The following is a 19,618-nucleotide window of genomic DNA, read 5'->3' as shown; positions in this document are numbered from 1 at the left end:
TCCCCTCCTCACTGTTTCCCCCGCGGTGGCGTCATGTCTACCAAACCAGTCCATCACATAACGCACCACCGTGATTACTTTTTGTGGTGAATAATCGGAACTTATTTGTGCCAAGTGCGACACATCCGGTCAGTAGGCCATCGCCGCTCCCGGGTCGGCGTCACACCAGGCGTACGGGCTTCTCCAGCCGTACACCGACCGCGGTCAGCCAGGAGCGCAGCGGCGCCGCGTCCCCGTTCTCCACCAGTCGCAGCACCGGCCAGGCCAGGTCGGCCCTCCGGGCCCCGTTCACCAGCAGCGCCGGCCCGTCCAGCCAGTCCAGGCCGGGGGCGGCGCCCGCGCTGTCCACCGCCGCGCAGCACACCATCGCGGTCACATGGTCGGTGAGCAGCTCCCGTCCGGTACGTGGCGGCAGCAACTCGTACACCGGCGCCTGCCCCGGGCCGCCGCCCCCGGCCGGCAGTGTCCGCGCCCGCGCCGCACCCGCCGCCGCCTCGCGGGCGACCTGCCCGGTGATCCGCGCCGCCAGCTCCTCGCCGCCGCCCGCCACCAGCCGCTCCAGCACCCGCGCCAGCGTGGCCCTGCCGGGCTCGTCCGGTATTCCGGTGAACGGCCGCGGCGGTAGGGCCGCGCGCACCGCGTGGCCGCCCATCAGCAGGCCGCCGGGCGCCCGGCTGTCGCTCCCGACGGCCGGGGCGCCGCCGGGGTCGGAGGCCGGGGCGGCGACCGGCGGTTCCCCGGCTGCCGGGCCCGTCGGGGACGGCCGCGCCGCCGGGCCGTCGGTGGTAACGGGTATGCGCCCCGACGCCGGGGCGGCGGCGGGGCGCACCCGGCTGTCGGAGATTTCGTCGAGGACACCGATGAGGCGGGCGGCATCGCTGCGCCAGATGCGGTCCACGACCTCCTCGGGGTAGGTGTCCCAGCCCACCGGCGACCAGTCGCTGCCGGGGTGTTCCGGGCCGCCGTGGAAGAGCTTGGCCGCGAGCAGGGACGCCGCCTCGTCGATGGTGCCGGGCTCCTCCAGCAGGTCGCAGGCAGGGCGCTCGCCGAGGCGGGACTCAAAGCCCTCGGCAAGCCGGTCCCGGCGGGACAGCTCGGTGAGGGCGGCCACGACGCCGGCGTCGAGCCGGGACGGCCAGCGGCCCATCCGCCATGCCGGGAGGGCGACGCGGGTCAGCAGCCGGTCCCAGCCCGCGTAGGCGAGGCCCACCTGCTCCTGGGCGACGATCCGCAGGCCGTAGTCGACGGCCTGCGCCCGCTCGGACGCCGACGCCGCCACGGCCCGCTCCATCTCGGCGGCCTGCGCCTGACAGCCGCGCAGCAGCAGCCGGGCGATCCACCCGAGGAAGGCGTACGCGGGGCGGGCGAGCCCGCTGCCCGTGCTGCCGCTGCCGCGCCGGGCCGCGATGCCGGCGGCGGCGTCCAGGCCTCGTACGAAGCGCCGGGCGGCGGCGATCTCCGGGTCGGCCGACGGGCCGGTGCCCGCCACGACGGGCGCCAGCAGCGCCCGCAGCTCAGCGACCCGCATCCACCACATGAACGGCGAGCCGATCACCAGCACGGGCGGGAGCGGCGGCCGCCGGGCGCCACGGCGTGCCTCCCGCGCACTGGTACCCGCCGCGTGGCGGAGCCGGGCGCGCACGCCGCCCGCGATGCCGCCGGGGACCGGGCGGCGGTCCTCCAGCCAGCTGTCGCAGTCCGGGGTCAGTTCTATCGCCGAGGGCGGCGGCACCTGGAGGCGTACGGCCAGATCCCGCACCAGGCGATACAGGTCGGGCGCGGCGGATTCGGCCACCGGGACCGTCGGGCTGACCGCTGGGCGGCCCCGTACGATCACCGCGGCGATACCGCCCGCCAGCAGCAGCACCACCATGGCTCCGGCGACCACGGACCAGCGGACCGTGTGGGACGTCGAGCCGCTTATCCGGCCCGTGGCGCCACCCACCAGCAGCACCACGGCCACCGCCGCGGGCAGCAGCGCCACCGCGAGCGCGGCGCTGCGGATACGCAGCACCGACAGCGCGCGGGAGCGCGCGAATCCCTCACCTGCTTCTCCGGCCATCGGGCGGCTCACCCCCTAGCTGACGCGACTGCATGCCCCCACTGTCGCACCGCCCGCTGACACCGCAATGTCCATACGGCCAGTTGCCGCAGTGCGCTTTCCGGGCACCCTAGTTGGGCTCCGGGGCTGCGTCAGCAAGATGGGGAAGCCGTCACCCCATGGAGTGGCTTTGGCCTAGGAGTGCGCTCCCAGGACCTGCCCTAGGCCTTGCCCTCTGCGGCCTCCGCCGCGATATCGCCGCGGTAGTGCGAGCCGTCGAGGGTGATCCGGCCGACGGCTCGGTACGCGCGCTCCCGGGCCTTGGCCAGGTCGGACCCCGTCGCGGTGACGGACAGCACCCGGCCGCCCGCGCTAACGACGCGGTCCTCGGCGGCGGCGCTGTCGGACCGGCGTTCCAGCTTCGTACCGGCGTGCAGGACGTAGGCGTGCTCGTCCTTCTCGGCGACATCCGCCAGGCCGGTGATCAGGTCGCCGGTACGGGGGGTGCCGGGATAGTTGTGCGACGCGATGACGACCGTCACCGCCGCACCCTCGCTCCAGTGCAGCGGCGGAAAGGCGGCCAGCTGTCCGGTCGCCGCCGCGCGCAGCAGACCGGCGAGCGGGTTCTTGAGGCGGGCGAGTACGACCTGCGTCTCCGGGTCGCCGAAGCGCGCGTTGAACTCGATCACCCGAATGCCGCGCGAGGTGATCGCCAGCCCGGCGTACAGCAGGCCGGAGAAGGGCGTGCCGCGGCGGCGCAGCTCGTCCACGGTCGGCTGGAGGACGGTGCGCTCGACCTCGTCGACCAGCTTGGGGTCCGCCCACGGCAGCGGCGAGTACGCGCCCATGCCGCCGGTGTTCGGACCCTGGTCGCCGTCGAGCGCCCGCTTGAAGTCCTGGGCGGGCTGGAGCGGAATGACGGTTTCCCCGTCGGTGACGGCGAAGAGGGACACCTCGGGGCCGTCCAGGTACTCCTCGATGACGGTGCGCTCGCAGGACAGCGCGTGCGCCCGCGCCGTGGCCAGGTCGTCCGTGACCACCACGCCCTTGCCCGCGGCGAGTCCGTCGTCCTTGACGACGTAGGGCGCCCCGAACGCGTCCAGCGCCTTGTCGACCTCATCCGGCGTCGTACAGACGTATGAGCGCCCCGTGGGCACCCCCGCGGCCGCCATGACCTCCTTAGCGAACGCTTTCGACCCCTCCAGCGCCGCCGCCTCCCGCGACGGCCCGAAGCAGTCGATGCCCCGGGCACGCACCGCGTCCGCGACCCCCGCCACCAGCGGTGCCTCGGGACCGACGATCACGAACTCGGCGCCCAGCGACGCCGCCAGATCGGCCACCGCCGGGCCGTCGAGGGCATCCACGGCATGCAGCTCCGCCACCTCGGCGATTCCGGCGTTGCCCGGCGCGCAATGCAGCGACGTCACCTCGGAGTCGAGGGACAGGGAGCGGCACAGGGCGTGTTCGCGGGCGCCGCCGCCAATGACAAGGACCTTCACAGGGTCCAGGGTAATGGCCGCCCGGCCGTGCGCCTCCCTTCGGCCGGGCGCAGGGGCATGCGCCGATCCCGGTGGGCGGCCGGGGCCGCGTCACTCGTTCGGGTGGGGGTAGTCCTGGGGAGGCACCTGATCATGGGCCTCGTACGAGCGCAATTCTCGGGATGTGGTCGCCGCGATCAGCCGTTCGGCGGTAAGAAGAGGGCTCGGTCGGCACCATATGTGCCGGGATGCGCGAGGGAGGGCCCCGGGTGAGCCAGCCGGACATGGAGGAGCCGCACAGGCGGGCCCTGCACAGGCAGCAGGATCTGCGCGGGCTGCCGTTCCCGCTGGGGGACTGGACGGAGCCCGCGGAGCGGCTGGAGGAGCTCTACCGGTGGGCGGAGGAGAGCGCACTGGGCACCGTCGAGTGGTACCTGGCTTCCCGGGTGTGGAAACGGCGCGGGGCGCGGGCACTGCGGATGGGGGCGGCGCTGTTCGCGACCGCGGGCGCTGCGCTGGTGCTGGTCGACTTCAAGTGGGCGTACGCGGCGCTTCTGCTGGCGGCGGTGTGCGTGGGGCTGGACCGTTGTTTCGGGCTGACGTCGGGGTGGATGCGGGACGTGGCGGCCGCGCAGGCGGTGCAGCGGCGGCTGGAGGCGCTGCGGTTCGACTGGTCGTCGGAGAGCGTACGGGAGGTGCTCGGCCCGGCCGAGGGCACGGCCGCGGAGGCCTCCGAGCGGTGCCTGACGGTACTGCGCCGGTTCTCCGAGGACATCTCGGAGCTGGTGCGTACGGAGACCGCGGACTGGATGGTGGACTTCCGCGCGGGCAGCGGGCCATTGCGTACGCAGTCGGTGGTGCCGTGGCCGTCGCCGCGTCCGGACGGCGGCACCGTGAGCCGCTTCCCGCTGGGCCAGGCGGGCCGCCCGAACATGCCCCGGCAGCGGCCCCCGGAGGGGCCGCGTGCCAGTTAGGGCCTGTCCGGCCCTGGCCCTGTCCGGGCGATCTCCGCGGCGTCGCGTGCCCTGGCACCAGCGGTCGCGGCTAGCTGAACACGATCATCGACCCCTGGCCCAGCGACCGGGTCGCCGCCGCGTGCAGTCCCAGCCATACGTGCCGTTCCCGGGCGAAGGGGCTCTGGTCGTGGAGCGGGCCGGCCGCCCGTTCCTCCAGCTCCGTGGGGCCGGCCGGGGGCTCGGGTGTGGCCGGCGGGTTGGCCGGGTCGATGCCGATCGCCGGGGCTACGAAGTCCAGTTCCCGCAGCAGCCCGTGGGAGGAGCCAAGGGGGCCGCCGCCTTCGAGGAGTTCATCGTTGGCCACGGGGTGCGGGAAGTCGAGCGGGACGTACGCGCCCGCGTGGTCGTAGTGCCAGACGAGGTGCGACTGCCGGGCCGTCGTCTCGAACATCTCCAGCAACTGCTCGTAGTCCCCGCCGAGTTCGTCGACCGGGCCCACCTCGAGTCCCCGAAGGCGGAGCAGATACGCCCGCCGCAGGAAGTGCAGCGCGTCGTAGTCGAATCCGGCCACCGGCGCGACGTCGCCGGACAGGCCCGGCATGTAGCCGTAAACGGGTACTGACGGCAGTCCGGCCGTGCTCAATGCCTTGTCGTAGCGGGCGATTTCCTCGGCAAAGGGGTTTTCCGGGCTGTGGCAGAGCACGTCCACGAGAGGGACCAGCCACAAGTCGCAGGCCACAAGCGCTCCAAGTCCTATTAAGGCAGTGGTCGGGACAGCGTAGTCGCCACGTCGCTCCGCGTCATGGGTCCGCGTTATCGGGCGTCCGCGTCAGGACTCCGGTCCGGGCCGTGCGCCCGCGAGCTTGTCCATCAGAGCCAGGTAGTGGTCGTTGTACGCGTACACGATGCGTTGCGCGGCGGCCGTGTCGCCGTCGGCCACCGCATCGACCAGCGAGAGGTGCTCCGCCCAGCACAGGCCGGCGAGGCATGGCTGCGCACGCAGTAAGGGCACGGCGTACACCCATGTCTGGACTCGTATACGGTCCAGGAACTCACATATGTGCGGGTTTCCGCCGAGCGCGGCGATCTCCCGCCAGAAGCGCAGGTCGTAGCCGATGAGTATGTGCAGCTCACCGCTGAGCGCGGCGCGGGCCGCGGCTTCCGCCCTGCGCCGCACGGATGCGATGGCGGCGGCTGGTATCTCCCCCATGCTGCCGGCGTCCGTCATCCGGCCGAAGGCGCCCTCTAAGACGAGGGTGCGGGCGTCCACCATCTCGCGGAAGTCCTTGTGGCTGAAGCGGCGCACCTGGAAGCCACGGTGGTGCTCTATGTCGAGCAGGCCCTGTGCCGCCAGGTCGACGAGGGCTTCCCGGACGGGTGTGGCGGACACGCCGTACAGCTCGGCGATCTCCTTGACCGTGAAGTGCCGGCCGGCCTGGAGGCGGCCGGTGAGCACTTCGTCGCGCAGCGCGTCGGCTATCTGCTGGCGCAGGCTGTTGCGTGTCACGGACCCGCCTGCCGCTGGGCTCCCCGGCATGGCTTCTCCTCGTCGACTCGCTTGGCTTCGCCAACCATATGCGAGTCGGTCCCCGCATCGGGGGCGCGGGGACCGGGACGGGCCTCAGCCCACTGTGTGCGCGTCCGCGACCGACAGCGCTTCGTCGAGCGCCGCCAGGCCTTCCTTGACCTCGGCCTCGGAGACGGTGCAGGGCGGCACCACATGCGTACGGTTCATGTTGACGAAGGGCCACAGGCCCTCGGCCTTGCAGGCGGCGGCGAACTCCGCCATGGGCGTGTTGGCGGCGCCGGCGGCGTTGTAGGGCACGAGTGGTTCGCGGGTGGCCTTGTCCTTGACGAGGTCCAGGGCCCAGAAGACTCCGAGGCCCCGGACCTCGCCGACGCATTTGTGCCGCTCCGCGATCTCGCGGAGCGCGGGGCCGATGACGGTGTCGCCGATCGTGGCGGCGTTCTCCACGATGCCCTCCTCCCGCATCGCGTTGATCGTCGCGACGGCGGAGGCGCAGGCCAGCGGGTGGCCGGAGTAGGTCAGGCCGCCCGGGTAGGGGCGGGTGGCGAAGGTCTCGGCGATCGCCGGGGAGATCGCCACGCCGCCGAGCGGGACGTACCCGGAGTTGACGCCCTTGGCGAAGGTCAGGAGGTCCGGGATGACCTCCCAGTGGTCGGCGGCGAACCACTTGCCCGTACGGCCGAAACCGGCCATGACCTCGTCCAGGATGAAGACGATCCCGTGGCGGTCGCAGATCTCGCGGACACCCGCCAGATAGCCGGCCGGCGGGATCAGAATGCCGGCGGTGCCGGGGATCGTCTCCAGGATGATGGCAGCGATCGACTGCGGGCCCTCGAAGGCGATGAGCTGCTCCAGATGCGCGAGGGCACGCTCGGCCTCCTGCTCCTCGGTCTCCGCGTGGAAGGCGGAGCGGTAGAGGTAGGGGCCCCAGAAGTGCACGACACCGGCGGAGGCGGTGTCGGAGGGCCAGCGGCGCGGGTCGCCGGTGAGGTTGATCGCGGCGGCGGTGGCGCCGTGGTAGGAGCGGTAGGCGCTGAGCACCTTGTGGCGGCCGGTGTGCAGCCGCGCCATGCGGACCGCGTTCTCGACCGCTTCGGCACCACCGTTGGTGAAGAAGATCTTGTCGAGGTCGCCGGGGGTGGCCCGGGCGACGAGCCGGGCCGCCTCGGACCGTACGTCGATGGCGAAGCCGGGAGCGAAGGTGCAGAGCTTGCCGGCCTGCTCCTGGATCGCGGCGACGACCTTGGGGTGCTGGTGGCCGATGTTGGTGTTGACCAACTGGGAGGAGAAGTCGAGATAGCGCTTGCCGTCGTAGTCCCAGAAGTACGAGCCCTCGGCACCGGCGACGGCCAGCGGGTCGATGACCGCCTGCGCGGACCAGGAGTGGAAGACGTGGGCGCGGTCGGCGGCCTTGACCGCGGCACCGGTCTCGGGGACTGCGTAGGGAGGCGTCATGACTCCCAGGCTAAGGAAGCACAGGTGGCGGAGACCCCGACACCTTGTATGGCGCTCGCCACTTACGCCGACACTATGTCGGTGTCAGCAGCACATCACCCATCCAGACCCGCCGCCCGCCGCGCCCACCGACCATGTAGAGCATGTGCTGGAGGAACATCAGGTCAGCCTTGCCGCGCTCGGACGTCTCGCCATAGGGCATGCGGTCTTCGAGCAGAGCGACCTCGTCCGCCGTGTAGTCCATGGAGAAGGGCGGATTGCTCAGGACAATGTCGTACGACTTGTCCAGATGCTGCGGAGTGGTGAGGGTGTCACCGGTCTTGAGGCTGAAGTCCTTGGCGCCGTGGCATGTTCATGGTGGCCATGACCCATGAACCGCTGTTGGCGTCCTGGCCGGCGAGGGCGAGGTTGCTGGAATCGCCGCCGTGCTCCTCGACGTACTCCTTGGCGTGGATGAGCATGCCACCGGAGCCAACGCAGGGGTCGTAGATGTGCTGCCCGGCCTTGGGCTCGGCCAGTTCGACCATCATCCGGACGACGGAACGCGGTGTGTAGAACTCACCGCCCTTGGTGCCCGCCGAGTCGGCGAAGTCCTTGAGCAGGTATTCGTAGGCGGCGCCGATGACGTCGGGGAACTCGAAGTCCTCGCCGCGCAGTCGCAGGCTTCCGAAGTGCCCGATGAGGGCCGCGAGCCGCTTGTCGGCGAGGTCGGCGGCGGCGCTGCCGCTGCCGCCGCCTCCGCCGATGCGGTTGAAGTTGACGTGGCCGAAGAGTCCGCGGAGCCGTTCGTTGCCCTTCTGGCCCTCAAGCTTGGTGAGGGCGGGCTGCAGATACCGGTCGGCCACATTGGCGACGGCCCCGGCCAGATGTGCCCAACGGGCTTCCTCGGGGACGTACATGACGCTGCGGATGGTGTAGTTCTTCGGCTCTTCGGCCTCTTCCGCGATCTCCTCAGGGGCCAGCCCGTCCCGGGTCGCATCCGCGATGATCGCTTCCCGCGCGGCTTCGAACTCGTCGTTGACCCGCTTGAGGAAGAGCAGGATCAGAATGAAGTCGCGGCCGTCCATGGTGCCGCGCAGAATGTCGGCCGCCGCGAAGAGGTGGCGCTCCAACTGGGCGAGCGTGAGCTTGGCCACGTACGGCTCCCTGAGTCCCTGAGTCCTTGCGTTTGTCCGGTCCGGAGTGATCCGGCACTTCCGGCGTGTGCGCCACCTGGACGCGCCTGTGCAGCCTAGTAGCCGCTGAGGAGCAGGCCGTCCTCCACGAAACGCCACACGTCGGTGTACGGGTCCCATGTGGTGGGATCTGGCTCGTCGTGCCCGTTATTGATCTTCTGGGCGTATTTCTTGGCGGTGCTGTACCGGTCGCGGCGCAGAATCTGATCCGGCTTTATGTGCTTCGACTGCTGCTCGGAGACCGCTCTCACGTTCTTCCCATACGTCTGTGCAAAGCCGGGCTGCTGGTGCAGCCGGCTGTTGGCGCTGCCGCAGACGCCCCCGAAGGTGCTGGTGTAGTTCTGGTAGTGCAGTAACCGCCACAGCTCGAAGCAGGGGTGGGAGTAGGCGATCTTCACGTCGGCCTGCTCGGCCAGCTTCCTCGCCTCGGGGATCCCCTGGTGGTCGTCACGGTCAAAGAGGACCCAGACCTGGGGCCAGTTCCAGTCCTCCGCCTCCAGCCCGGCGTCCCGCGCTTCGCGCTCGACCCTGCGTAGGACGGAAATCGCTTCCTTGACCATGGGAAGGGGCTTGCGGTACTTCCCGGTCGCGGTCGCGTTCTCGAAGTGGCGTTCGACTCTCTGGTCAGGGCGGATGAGATCCCCCTCGCGCAGGATGATGTCGATGTATTCGGGCTCGGTGACCTCGCCCTCGGTGAAGATGTAGACATCCCGCGGCCGGTTCTCACGGCCCCTCTTCGTGCTCTTGCGCCGGGCAGCGCTGTCCCTCCCCTTGGGCTTGGCCATCAGACTTCTTCCGTCTCCATCTCCGCGCTGGTGTCCGTCTGCAGCAGCCGCCGCCCGATCTGTCCCTCCGAGATCTTGGGAACCCCGCCAAACGAACCGGCCAGGTAGGAGGTCATCAGGTCCTCTTCCTCCGTCGGCTCCCAGTCGGAGACCGGAAACAGCTCCGTGGCACCCCGCTCGTCCTTCTCGGTGAGCCACAGCTGCCCCGGCTCCAGCAGCCGCCCGCCGCCGGGGATCCGCAGCAGAGACGGGTCATGGGCGGTGAAGACCAACTGTGCCCCCTTGGTGTTCACCCACGGCGCCTGGAAGAGCCGTACGGCCTCGGCTGCGAAGCGGGAGTGGAGGCTGGCGTCCAGCTCATCAATGAGCAGCACCGCGCCCGTATCGAGGGCAAGCAGCAGCGGGCCGATCAGCGCGAACCAAGAACGGGTACCGAAGGACTCCACCTCCCAGTCCAGCGGTACAGCTTCGGCACCGCCACCGGAGTGCCGCAGCCGCACCACGGACCGGCCGTCCGGGTCGCGCTCCACCTCGGCCCCGGAGATTCCGAGGTCGGCGACGCGCAGCAGTTCCTCCACCCGGCGTCGTGACTCCTCGCTCTCCAGCAGGCGCTGCGCCGTGTACGCCTCGCGCTGCGGGCGTTCGGTCTCGGGGGTGACGTCCCAGAGGTTCTGCTTGAACCAGTCGTAGACGGGGGTGAGCTGCGGGTGCCCGTCGTTGGCGGCACGGGTCAGCAGCAGCGAGTTGTGGCGGGTGGTGCGGGCCAGCCTGGCCCGGTCCTGTACGCGGTCGCCGGGGAAGTCGAAGACCTTCTCCCGTGAGGCGTCGCGGTCGAACCAGACCTGCCGTCGCCCCTTGGGGTAGGCGAAGAGCCATTCCGACTCCACGCGACGATCGCCCAGCTCGAATCCGTATGTCCAGCGGATTCCGTCCTCACGGACGAAATCCACCTCGTAGAAGGTGCCTTCTGCGGCCGCCTTGGGATCGAGCGCGAACTCGTCACGCGGGATGCCCTCGTGCGAGGTCCACGCCGAGTAGGAGCTGAGAACCGCCTTCCGCATGTGCTTCAAGGCCGTGATGATGTTGGACTTACCGGAGGCGTTCGCCCCGAAGATCCCCAGCACGGGATAGACGGGGAGCTGCTTGCCGTCGGAGAGCGGCAGCTGACGGGCGGCGGGGCTGTCGCCCTCGTCGGGCACGACGAACGACAGTTCCTGCTCTTCGCGCAGGGACCGTACGTTGGCCACCCGGAATCTCAGCAGCATTCGGTCTCCTTCATGGCGCACAGCGTAGCCACCGCTGCCATGTTGCCCGCCTGCTCCGGTGCCGTGGCCGGCGGGCACAGCGCCCGCCGACCACGGCACAAGGTCACAGGAAGGAGTTGATTTCGATGGTCTCCGTGCGGCCTGGGCCGACACCGATCGCGGAGATGGGGGCGCCGGACATCTCCTCCAGCGCCTTCACATACGCCTGGGCGTTCTTGGGGAGGTCGGCGAAGGTCTTCGCCCTGGTGATGTCCTCGCTCCAGCCCGGGAGTGTCTCGTAGACCGGCTTGGCGTGGTGGAAGTCGGTCTGGCTGTACGGCAGGTCCTCGACCCGCTCACCGTCGATCTCGTACGCGACACAGACGGGGATCTGCTCCCAGCCGGTGAGGACGTCGAGCTTGGTGAGGAAGAAGTCGGTGAGACCATTGACCCGCGTCGCGTAGCGGGCGATCACCGCGTCGAACCAGCCGCAGCGGCGGTCACGGCCGGTGGTGACACCCCGCTCGCCGCCGATGCGGCGCAGGGCGTCGCCGTCCGCGTCGAAGAGCTCGGTCGGGAACGGGCCGGCGCCGACGCGGGTGGTGTAGGCCTTGAGGATGCCGATCACCCGGTTGATCTTCGTCGGGCCGATGCCGGAGCCGGTGCAGGCACCGCCGGCGGTCGGGTTGGACGAGGTGACGAAGGGATATGTGCCGTGGTCGACGTCGAGCAGGGTGCCCTGGCCGCCCTCCAGGAGGACGACCTTGTCCTGCTCCAGTGCCTGGTTGAGGACGAGGGTGGTGTCGGCGACGAAGTGCCTGATCTGCTCCGCGTAGCCGAGGTACTCCTCGACGACCTGGTCGGTCTGGATCGCTCGCCGGTTGAAGAGTTTGACCAAGATCTGGTTCTTCTCCTGCAGCGCAGCCTCTACCTTCTGGCGGAGGATGGACTCGTCGAAGAGGTCCTGGACCCGGATACCCACCCGGTTGATCTTGTCGGCGTAGGCGGGGCCGATACCGCGCCCCGTGGTGCCGATCTTGCGCTTTCCGAGGAAGCGTTCCGTCACCTTGTCGATGGTCTGGTGATACGGGGTGATCAGGTGGGCGTTACCACTGATCAGGAGCTTTGACGTGTCGACGCCGCGCTCGTTCAGCCCGCTCAGCTCGGAGAGCAGGACCGCCGGGTCGACGACGACACCGTTTCCGATGACCGGAGTACATCCCGGTGAGAGGATTCCGGAAGGGAGGAGATGCAGTGCGTACTTCTGGTCGCCGACGACCACCGTATGGCCGGCGTTGTTGCCACCCTGGTAGCGCACCACGTAGTCCACTGATCCACCGAGCAGGTCGGTGGCCTTTCCCTTGCCTTCGTCACCCCACTGAGCACCGAGCAGCACAAGTGCGGGCACAGGCGTACACCCCTTCCGGGCGGGGCATGTCCAACGTGCAGAGAGCCGTCGAACCGTGCCCCGGAATAGACGAAGCCCCTGACGCAAGGCAGCGTAAGGGGCTCTTGCACCGAGATTTTACCTGAGGAAGGACCAAGGTGTCGGCTCAGCGACCGGCCGGACATCCGCTGCTCGTCATTATCGACCCCACCGCGCGCGTGGTCGACGGCGAATCTGTTCGGATTGCGAAAGATGTCCTGTGCGCGGGCTCCTACTCCGTAAAGATCGCGCTTCCGGAAACAGCGGAAGAGGCGGACCGGGCAGTGGCCCACCGAGGGCGGCGGCGCATCGTCGTCATCGGCGACGACGGCGCGCTACTACGGGCGCTGCGGGCGCTCCACCACGAACGGGCGCTCGGCGAGGCGCCGGTCGGGCTGGTGCCCATCGGCCCCCGGTCCGTGGTGTCCCTGGCGCGGTCACTGGGCGTGCCGGCGGAGGCGGTCCCGGCCGCCCGGGCAGTGCTGGACGGCGCCGAACGCGCGCTGGACCTGCTGATCGACGACAGCGGCGGCATCGTGATCGGCGCCCTGCGGATCCCCAGCCGCAGCGCCGGACCGGGTGCCGCCGTCGCCGACGACGCCGATGACGACGACGGACAGCACTGGTGGACACCGGTGGAGCGCACGGCGCGGTCGCTGGTACGGACCCTCACCGCGCCGATCCCGGCACTGCCCAGACTGCCCGGCAGAGAAGGGCACCCGGTGCGGCAACGACTCCGGGTGGAGGCCGACGGGATACTGCTGACGGACCTGGATCACGCCGTCCACGAGGTGTCGGTGCGGACCGGCCTCGACGGCCTGGCGGAGGTGATCGTGCGCCGGCCGGACGACGAGGGCCCGATGTGTGTGCGGGCCCGGTCCGTCACCGTCTCGGGCCGCGACTTCCGCTACCGCGCGGACGCGGCCATCTCCGGGCCGGTCCGCACCCGTACCTGGACGGTGCGGCCGGCGGCCTGGCGGCTTACGGTGCCGCGTTAGGCCCGTCGGGCCGCCGGCCGATCTGCCTCCCCCAGCTACCGCTGGGAGGTGCCCCCAGGCGCGGCGTGGCCGTGGAGGAAGGAGCGGGGTCCGGTGCCGGGAGGTGCCCCCAGGAGGTGCCCCCGCTGCCAGGGCACGCGACGCCGCGGCCACCCCGCGCCGGGGGCACCACCGCGGCCGGGCTTGCCGGATTGCGCCGCCGGGATGTCGGCTAGGGAATGTCCCCCCGGGTCAGACTGCGACCCGCAGCTCCCTGAGCCCGCGGATGACGTACCCCGGGTTCCATTCCGGCTCGGCCTCAAGCCGGAGCCCCGGAGCCCGGCGCAGCAGCGTGCCGAAGGATGCTGCCAGCTCCAGCCGGGCAAGCGGTGCGCCCAGGCAGTAGTGGATGCCGGCGCCGAAGGTGATGTGGGGGTTGTCGGCCCGGGAGAGGTCGAGCCGGTCGGGGTCGGGGAATCGCGCGGGGTCGCGGTTGGCGGAACCGTAGAGGAGGGCCACCTCGCTTCCCCGGGGGATGAGGGTGCCGCCGACCTCGATGTCGTCCAGCACCCAGCGCTCGAACATCTGCAGGGGGGTGTCGAACCGCATGAGCTCCTCTACTGCGGTGGACAGCAAAACGTCGGGCGCGTCGCGCAAGGCTGCGAGTTGCCCGGGATGGCGGAAGAGACTCCACCAGCCGTTGCCGGTGGTGTTGACGGTCGCCTCGTGGCCGGCGTTGAGCAGCAGCACACAGCTGGAGATCATCTCCTGCTCGCTGAGCCGGTCGCCCTCCTCGTAGGCCGCGATCAGAGCGCTGATCAGGTCCTCGCCGGGGCTCTGGCGGCGCTCGGCGATCAGCGTCCGCAGGTACGCCGAAAAGTCCAGGCTCGCCCGGACGGCCCGCCGCGCCGTTTCCTCGGTCGGATTCAGCTCAAACATCCCCACGATGTCGGCCGACCACGGCCTCAGCAGAGACCGGTCCCCGGCCGGAATGCCCAGCATCTCGGCGATCACCGCCACCGGCAGCGGCTCCGCGACCTTGGCGATCAGATCACCACCGCCGTCCGCGAGCAGGTCCCCGACCAGCTCTCCGGCCAGCCGCTGGACGGTCGGCTTCAGCCGCTCGACCGTGCGGGAGGTGAAGGCCTTCGACACCAGCCGGCGGATCCGGGTGTGGTCCGGCGCCTCCAGGTCGAGCAGTCCGTGCCCATTGAGGACGTGAAAGGGGTCGTGCTCCGGTGGCGGGGCCGTCCGGCCGAATTCCTCGTGTGTGAAGCGGTGCAGGTAGGTGCGTCCCAGGCGGCGGTCCCGCAACAGCGCGTTGACGTCCTGGTAGTGCGGGATCAGCCATTGCCCGCTTGGCTCGTACCAGTGTGCCCGGCCTCCCGCGCGCAGCTCCGCATACGCCGGATAGGGGTCGGCGACGAAGGCCGGGGACCAGGGGTCGAATTCCATGGGCGAACGGTACGGCACTCGTCCAAGGCACTCGCCAAGCGGGTCTACGCGCGGAGCTTCCGGACCCTCCGGGCCAATACACCTGACCCTACCCGCCGGGCCTGACAAGCCGGGCTTCCTAGGGCCTGTCCGGCCGATCTCCGTTGGAGAAGGAGCGGGGTCTGGCGCCTGTGATCGCAAGGCGGAGGAGGGAGGCGACGCGATGGGGGTCCCCCCTGCTCGAGCGGAGCCGAGAGCTTGGTGGGGGCACCTCCCGGACGGAGTCTGGGGGAGAGTCGTCGACTGACGACAACGCCGCGAGCGCTGGTGCCAGGGCACGCGACGCCGCGGAGATCGGCCGGACAGGCCCTAGGCGAAAACGGCCGCCTGGGTGCGGCCACGGAGGCCCAGCTTCACCAGCACCCGGCTCACATGCGTCTTCACGGTCGACTCGGCGACGCTGAGATGCGCCGCGATCTCAGCGTTCGGCAGGCCCTGGGCGACCAGCACAAGCACCTCCGTATCACGCTGGGTGAGTTCGCCGACCCGCTCCTGGGACGGCGACCGTGGAGCGCCGAGCCGCGAGAACTCGGCGATGAGCCGCTTGGTGACGGTCGGCACGAGAAGTACCTCCCGTCCGCCACGATCCGTAAGGCGTCGGCGAGCTGGCGGGCCGGCGCTACCAGGGCGCTGCTACTTACCAGGCCAGCTGGGCGATCTCCTCCGCTACGACGGCTGCGGCCTCCGCCGACGGGTCGATCAGCGGGAAGTGGCCCGTGGCCTCCAGCAGCGTCAGCTGGACCTCCTCCCCCGCCAGGGCCGACGCGGCGGCGAATGCCTCCGCGACCTGCGGCGGAACGTCATTGTCGGTGGTGCCCTGCACGATGGTCACAGCGATACCGGTCGGCAGGAGCATTGCCGGGTCGGCATGGCTCTGCCGTGTCTCGGCGTGCTCCGGCCCGCCGAGGAATTCGACAACAGCGCCGGAGCACACCCGCAGCCGGATCGCGGACCCGAAGTCCGCGATCGGTGCGAGTGCGACGACGCCGCGCAAGGGGGGAGGCGATGCGCTGTGCCAGCGCGAATCCGGCGGCAGTACATGACGGGCGGCGGCCCACAGGGCCAGCTGGCCTCCGGCCGAGTGGCCGGCGAGCACGAGCCGCCGCGGGTCGACGGCCTGCTCGCCGAGCGCCGCCACCGCCAGGGCGGGCGCCGCGTCGACCGCGGCGGCGGCATCGTCGAGTGTCTCCGGCCAGCGCCCGGCCCCCGGCCCGGCTGCGGACTCAGGCACAGGCGCGGACGCGGACGCGGGCGCGGGTACGGACGCCGCGCCCCGGCGGTATTCGACCGAGGCTATGGCCAAGCCGTGGCCCGCGAGGTATGCGGCGAGCGGGGAGAGGTGCCGCCGGTCGTAAGGCTCGCGCCAGGCGCCGCCGTGGAAGAGGACGACAAGCGGCGCGGGCCGCCCCGGCCGGGCGCCGCGCGGGCGGTAGAAGTCGATCACCTGGTCCGGGTGTTGGCCGTACGCGGCGGTGGCCTCCGGGGCGACAGGCGGATGGGCGAACGCCGACGCCTTCTCGGCCGCCGTGCGGGAGGCCGCGCCTGCCGCGTCACGGGCGGCGCGGGGCAGGTGGACGGCTTCGGAGCCGGGCGTGGGGTCGGGCATGCGTTACCGGGGTCCTTCCAGGAGCCGGCCGAGCTCGCGCGCAGCCCGTTCGGGGGTGAGAGAGACCGGCGAATGAGGGGTGGGAGAAGGCGGGGGCACCTCCCGGCACAAGGCGGGGGAGAAGCCAGCCTCGTTTTTGGCCGGGAGGCGACGACAAGGCAGCCAGGCGAGCCCGCAGACGGAGTCGGCCGATGTCACAGCTCGGCACGCGACGTCACCCCCCATTCGCCGGTCTCTCCAAGCCGAAGCGGAGGATCTCCGGCGGCCGGGGCCGGCTCCTTGCCTGCGGGTTGCCCGGGGTCGCCGGGCCCTCGGACAGATGATCTCCGCAGGACCCGGCAACGGCAAGAGCCGTCAGCCCAGGATGTCCGCCGCCGTCGGCGAGGAGTCGCGCAGGAAGGCGGCGCAGCGCTCGTACTCCTCCTGCTCGCCGATCGCCTGCGCGGCCCGCGCGAGGGCGTGCAGGGCACGCAGGAAGCCGCGATTGGGCTCGTGTTCGAACGGCACCGGCCCATGGCCCTTCCAGCCGTTGCGACGCAGGGCGTCGAGGCCGCGGTGGTAGCCGGTGCGGGCGTACGCGTACGACTCGATGACCCGGCCGCCGTCGAAGGCGTCGTCGGCGAGCTGCGCCCACGCCAGGGAAGAGGTGGGGTACTCCGCGGCGACCTCGGCCGGAGCGGCGCCGGAGGCGAGCAGCTCACGCGGCTCGGGGTCGTCGGGCAGGTGGGTCGGGGGCGGGCCCCCGAAAAGATTCTGATGAGTGGACATGGGTTCCAGTATGACGAGAGCCCGGCACCTCGTGGGGAGATGCCGGGCCCGTATCACTACGGCTGCTGCGGCTGCTATGCCGCCGCCCCCGCCGATTCGCGCGGCGGCTTACTTCAGCCTGGTGCCCGTGGAGCGCAGGTTCTCGCATGCCTGGGTCACGCGGACAGCCATACCGGCCTCGGCGAGCTTGCCCCAGGTGCGCGGGTCGTAGGTCTTCTTGGAGCCGACCTCGCCGTCGACCTTCAGGACACCGTCGTAGTTGCGGAACATGTGGTCCACGATCGGGCGGGTGAAGGCGTACTGGGTGTCGGTGTCCAGGTTCATCTTCACGACGCCGTTCTCCAGCGCCGTGGCGATCTCCTGCTCGCTGGAGCCGGAGCCGCCGTGGAAGACGAAGTAGAACGGGTCCTTCTTGCCGAACTTCGCGCCGACGCCGTCCTGGAGCTCACGCAGCAGCTCCGGGCGGAGCACCACATTGCCCGGCTTGTACACGCCGTGGACATTGCCGAAGGAGGCGGCCAGCAGGTAGCGGCCCTTCTCGCCCAGGCCGAGCGCCTCGGCGGTCTTCACCGCGTCCGCGACCGTGGTGTAGAGGTTGTCATTGATCTCGTGGGAGACGCCGTCCTCCTCGCCGCCGGTGGGAGTGATCTCCACCTCAAGGATGATCTTCGCCTTGGCCGCCTCGGCGAGGAGCTCCTTCGCGATCTCCAGGTTGTCGTCGAGGGTCTCGGCGGAGCCGTCCCACATGTGCGACTGGAAGAGCGGGTTGAGGCCCTTGGCGACCCGCTCCTGCGAGATCGCGAGCAGCGGACGTACATAGCCGTCCAGCTTGTCCTTCGGGCAGTGGTCGGTGTGCAGCGCGACGGTCACCGGGTACTTCTCGGCGACGATGTGCGCGAACTCGGCCAGCGCGACCGCGCCGGTGACCATGTCCTTGTTGTACTGGCCGCCCAGGAACTCCGCGCCACCCGTGGAGATCTGGATGATGCCGTCGCTCTCCGCTTCCGAAAAGCCGCGCAGCGCCGCGTGCAGGGTCTGGGTCGAGGTGACATTGATGGCCGGGTAGGCGAACTTGCCTGCTTTCGCCCGGTCGAGCATCTCGTTGTAGACCTCGGGGGTTGCGATGGGCATGTGTCCGCTCCTCGTGATGTGCGGGTTGTCTAGGACTGTCTACGTCTGCGGTGACCCTGACCTGGGGGCGACGTACTCGCCGCCCCCATCCTCCCAGATGGGCGGTTTCACGTGAAACAGCCCGGTCGGCCAGGTCGCCCCGTCAGCCCAGGTCCAGATCGTCCAGGCCGTACGCCTGGTAGTACGGCAGTCCTGCCGCCTCGATCACCGGCGCGGCCCCGCGCTCCACGATCACCGCCACACCGACCACCTCGGCCCCGGCCTCCCGCAGCGCCTCCACCGCGGTCAGCGGCGAGCCACCGGTGGTCGAGGTGTCATCGACCGCGAGCACCCGGCGGCCCTTGACGTCCGGGCCCTCGATACGGCGCTGCATGCCGTGCGCCTTCTGGGCCTTGCGTACGAAAAACGCGTCGAGCTTCCTGCCGCGCGCGGCGGCCGCGTGCAGCATCGCCGTGGCGACCGGGTCGGCGCCCGCCGTCAGACCGCCGACCGCGTCGTACTCGACGCCTTCGGTCGCGTCCAGCATCACCAGGCCGACCAGCGGCGCGGCCTCGCCGTCCAGGGTGATCCGGCGGAGGTCGATGTAGTAGTCGGATTCCAGGCCGGAGGAGAGGGTCACCTTGCCGTGCACCACGGCCTTGGTCCTGATGTGCTGAAGCAGGGCATCGCGGGCGTCACGGTCACGGGCGGCGTCAGTCATGGCTACGAGGTTAGAGGTTATCGGAGCTGTTCCCACGCCCAGGTCGTGGTGATCTCCAGCGGGTCGATCGGCGTGACCAGGCGCGGGTGAGTGTTGAGGCCGTTCGGCGGCCCCGACTGCGGCTCCACGCACACGGCTTCGGACTGCTCGTCGTAGACCACGACCCACTCCGCCGGGCTGGTGACCCGGACCTTCAGCTCCCCCGGCCAGGTCAGGGTGGCATCCACGCCGTCCGGCATACCGAAGCAGTCGTCCCAGGGGCCGGACTGCGGGTCGAGGCGGCGACCGGTGGGGAGGTGGTTCTCACCGCGCTCCTCCTGCCAGGCGGGAGTGAATTCGAGTTGTACGTCCTGGCCGCCGCTGCCGAGGTTGCGGCGGAACCACGGATGCCAGCCGGCCTGCGCCGGGAAGGAGTCGGCGGTCGTCTCCACGGCCATGGTGAGCGTGAGATGTTCGGGGGCCAGCTCGAACAGCTGGGTCACCCGGCCCGGATACGGCCACGGGTCGGTGAGGTCGTAGTAGAAGCTGGCTGTCGTCTCCGTCGCGCCCGGAGCCTGCCGCCACGCGGCGTGGCGGCCCGTTCCGTGGATCGCGTGCGGGCCCGCGTCCTGCGGCATCTGGTGGACCACCCCGCCGTTGCGGAAGCGGCCGTTCTCGGTGCGGCCGCACCACGGCACCATCGGGAACGCCCCGAAGTTGTCCCCCTGCCGCAGGATTTCGGCGCCGTCGACAACCAGCGACCCGATCCGGCAGCCCTTGTCCGGCCGGATCGTCACTTCCGCGTTCCCGGCGCACAGCCGGATCCGGGCGTCATTCGCTTGCGTCTGCTGCTCGTGCGTGGCCACGGCACAGAC

General features: G+C 70.6%; 18 protein-coding genes and 1 pseudogene. 2 read left to right on the top strand and 17 right to left on the bottom strand.

Going from position 1 to position 19,618, the window contains the following annotated elements; all coding sequences use genetic code 11:
* Positions 1 to 160: 160 nt before the first annotated feature.
* Together FCI23_RS58230 and purD are read right to left on the bottom strand one after the other, a co-directional pair.
* Positions 161 to 2,062 (bottom strand): hypothetical protein, encoded by a 1,902-nt coding sequence (locus FCI23_RS58230; protein WP_211265309.1) that lies wholly within the window; start codon positions 2,060 to 2,062, stop codon positions 161 to 163.
* 200 nt (positions 2,063 to 2,262) lie between these two features.
* On the bottom strand, positions 2,263 to 3,540 hold the full coding sequence (gene purD / locus FCI23_RS13205) for a phosphoribosylamine--glycine ligase (protein WP_136723702.1): 1,278 nt from the start codon (positions 3,538 to 3,540) through the stop codon (positions 2,263 to 2,265).
* Between the two features lie 263 nt (positions 3,541 to 3,803).
* On the opposite strand from purD, the gene FCI23_RS13200 reads away from it, so the two are divergent.
* Positions 3,804 to 4,493 (top strand): SLATT domain-containing protein, encoded by a 690-nt coding sequence (locus FCI23_RS13200; RefSeq protein WP_246143685.1) that lies wholly within the window; start codon positions 3,804 to 3,806, stop codon positions 4,491 to 4,493.
* A gap of 70 nt (positions 4,494 to 4,563) precedes the next feature.
* Here the strand turns inward: FCI23_RS13200 and FCI23_RS13195 are convergent, their stop codons facing one another.
* The 8 genes from FCI23_RS13195 to FCI23_RS13165 all read right to left on the bottom strand — a co-directional run bounded on the left by FCI23_RS13195 (position 4,564) and on the right by FCI23_RS13165 (position 12,070).
* Positions 4,564 to 5,214, bottom strand: a complete 651-nt coding sequence (locus tag FCI23_RS13195; protein WP_136723700.1) for a hypothetical protein — start codon at positions 5,212 to 5,214, stop codon at positions 4,564 to 4,566.
* 90 nt (positions 5,215 to 5,304) lie between these two features.
* Positions 5,305 to 6,012: a GntR family transcriptional regulator gene (locus tag FCI23_RS13190; protein ID WP_136723699.1), complete on the bottom strand. Its 708-nt coding sequence runs from the start codon at positions 6,010 to 6,012 to the stop codon at positions 5,305 to 5,307.
* A gap of 84 nt (positions 6,013 to 6,096) precedes the next feature.
* Positions 6,097 to 7,458 (bottom strand): aspartate aminotransferase family protein, encoded by a 1,362-nt coding sequence (locus FCI23_RS13185; RefSeq protein ID WP_136723698.1) that lies wholly within the window; start codon positions 7,456 to 7,458, stop codon positions 6,097 to 6,099.
* A gap of 73 nt (positions 7,459 to 7,531) precedes the next feature.
* Entirely contained in the window at positions 7,532 to 7,747 is a 216-nt protein-coding gene (locus FCI23_RS62345; RefSeq protein WP_265737742.1) for an N-6 DNA methylase, read from the bottom strand.
* A gap of 22 nt (positions 7,748 to 7,769) precedes the next feature.
* On the bottom strand, positions 7,770 to 8,594 hold the full coding sequence (locus FCI23_RS13180; RefSeq protein WP_265737741.1) for a class I SAM-dependent DNA methyltransferase: 825 nt from the start codon (positions 8,592 to 8,594) through the stop codon (positions 7,770 to 7,772).
* Positions 8,595 to 8,689: 95 nt separating this feature from the next.
* Positions 8,690 to 9,418 (bottom strand): RloB family protein, encoded by a 729-nt coding sequence (locus FCI23_RS13175; RefSeq protein WP_136723697.1) that lies wholly within the window; start codon positions 9,416 to 9,418, stop codon positions 8,690 to 8,692.
* Positions 9,418 to 10,683, bottom strand: coding sequence for an AAA family ATPase (locus FCI23_RS13170; protein WP_136723696.1), 1,266 nt, complete (start codon positions 10,681 to 10,683; stop codon positions 9,418 to 9,420). The genes FCI23_RS13175 and FCI23_RS13170 overlap by 1 nt, the downstream gene beginning before the upstream one ends.
* A gap of 103 nt (positions 10,684 to 10,786) precedes the next feature.
* Entirely contained in the window at positions 10,787 to 12,070 is a 1,284-nt protein-coding gene (locus FCI23_RS13165; protein WP_136723695.1) for an adenylosuccinate synthase, read from the bottom strand.
* Between the two features lie 137 nt (positions 12,071 to 12,207).
* On the opposite strand from FCI23_RS13165, the gene FCI23_RS13160 reads away from it, so the two are divergent.
* A complete protein-coding gene (locus FCI23_RS13160) occupies positions 12,208 to 13,086 on the top strand; it encodes a diacylglycerol kinase family protein (RefSeq protein WP_211265308.1) in 879 nt (292 codons plus the stop codon).
* Between the two features lie 231 nt (positions 13,087 to 13,317).
* On the opposite strand, the gene FCI23_RS13155 is transcribed toward FCI23_RS13160, so the two are convergent.
* From FCI23_RS13155 to FCI23_RS13125, 7 genes and pseudogenes are all read right to left on the bottom strand, one after another.
* Entirely contained in the window at positions 13,318 to 14,520 is a 1,203-nt protein-coding gene (locus FCI23_RS13155; protein WP_136723694.1) for a cytochrome P450, read from the bottom strand.
* Between the two features lie 348 nt (positions 14,521 to 14,868).
* A pseudogene (locus tag FCI23_RS13150) lies at positions 14,869 to 15,179 on the bottom strand (LuxR C-terminal-related transcriptional regulator); the annotation flags it as partial.
* A 17-nt stretch (positions 15,180 to 15,196) separates the two neighbouring features.
* Complete coding sequence (locus tag FCI23_RS13145; protein WP_136723693.1) at positions 15,197 to 16,165, bottom strand: alpha/beta hydrolase family protein; 969 nt, start codon at positions 16,163 to 16,165, stop codon at positions 15,197 to 15,199.
* 354 nt (positions 16,166 to 16,519) lie between these two features.
* Entirely contained in the window at positions 16,520 to 16,933 is a 414-nt protein-coding gene (locus FCI23_RS13140) for a DUF3151 domain-containing protein (RefSeq protein ID WP_136723692.1), read from the bottom strand.
* A gap of 108 nt (positions 16,934 to 17,041) precedes the next feature.
* Positions 17,042 to 18,064, bottom strand: a complete 1,023-nt coding sequence (fbaA, locus tag FCI23_RS13135) for a class II fructose-bisphosphate aldolase (protein ID WP_136723691.1) — start codon at positions 18,062 to 18,064, stop codon at positions 17,042 to 17,044.
* Between the two features lie 142 nt (positions 18,065 to 18,206).
* On the bottom strand, positions 18,207 to 18,764 hold the full coding sequence (gene pyrE / locus FCI23_RS13130) for an orotate phosphoribosyltransferase (protein ID WP_136723690.1): 558 nt from the start codon (positions 18,762 to 18,764) through the stop codon (positions 18,207 to 18,209).
* Between the two features lie 17 nt (positions 18,765 to 18,781).
* A complete protein-coding gene (locus FCI23_RS13125; RefSeq protein WP_136723689.1) occupies positions 18,782 to 19,609 on the bottom strand; it encodes an aldose epimerase family protein in 828 nt (275 codons plus the stop codon).
* Positions 19,610 to 19,618: the final 9 nt, after the last annotated feature.

Source organism: Actinacidiphila oryziradicis, assembly GCF_005047355.1.
Lineage (GTDB): Bacteria > Actinomycetota > Actinomycetes > Streptomycetales > Streptomycetaceae > Actinacidiphila > Actinacidiphila oryziradicis.
This window is presented reverse-complemented; position numbering and strand designations above follow the sequence as displayed.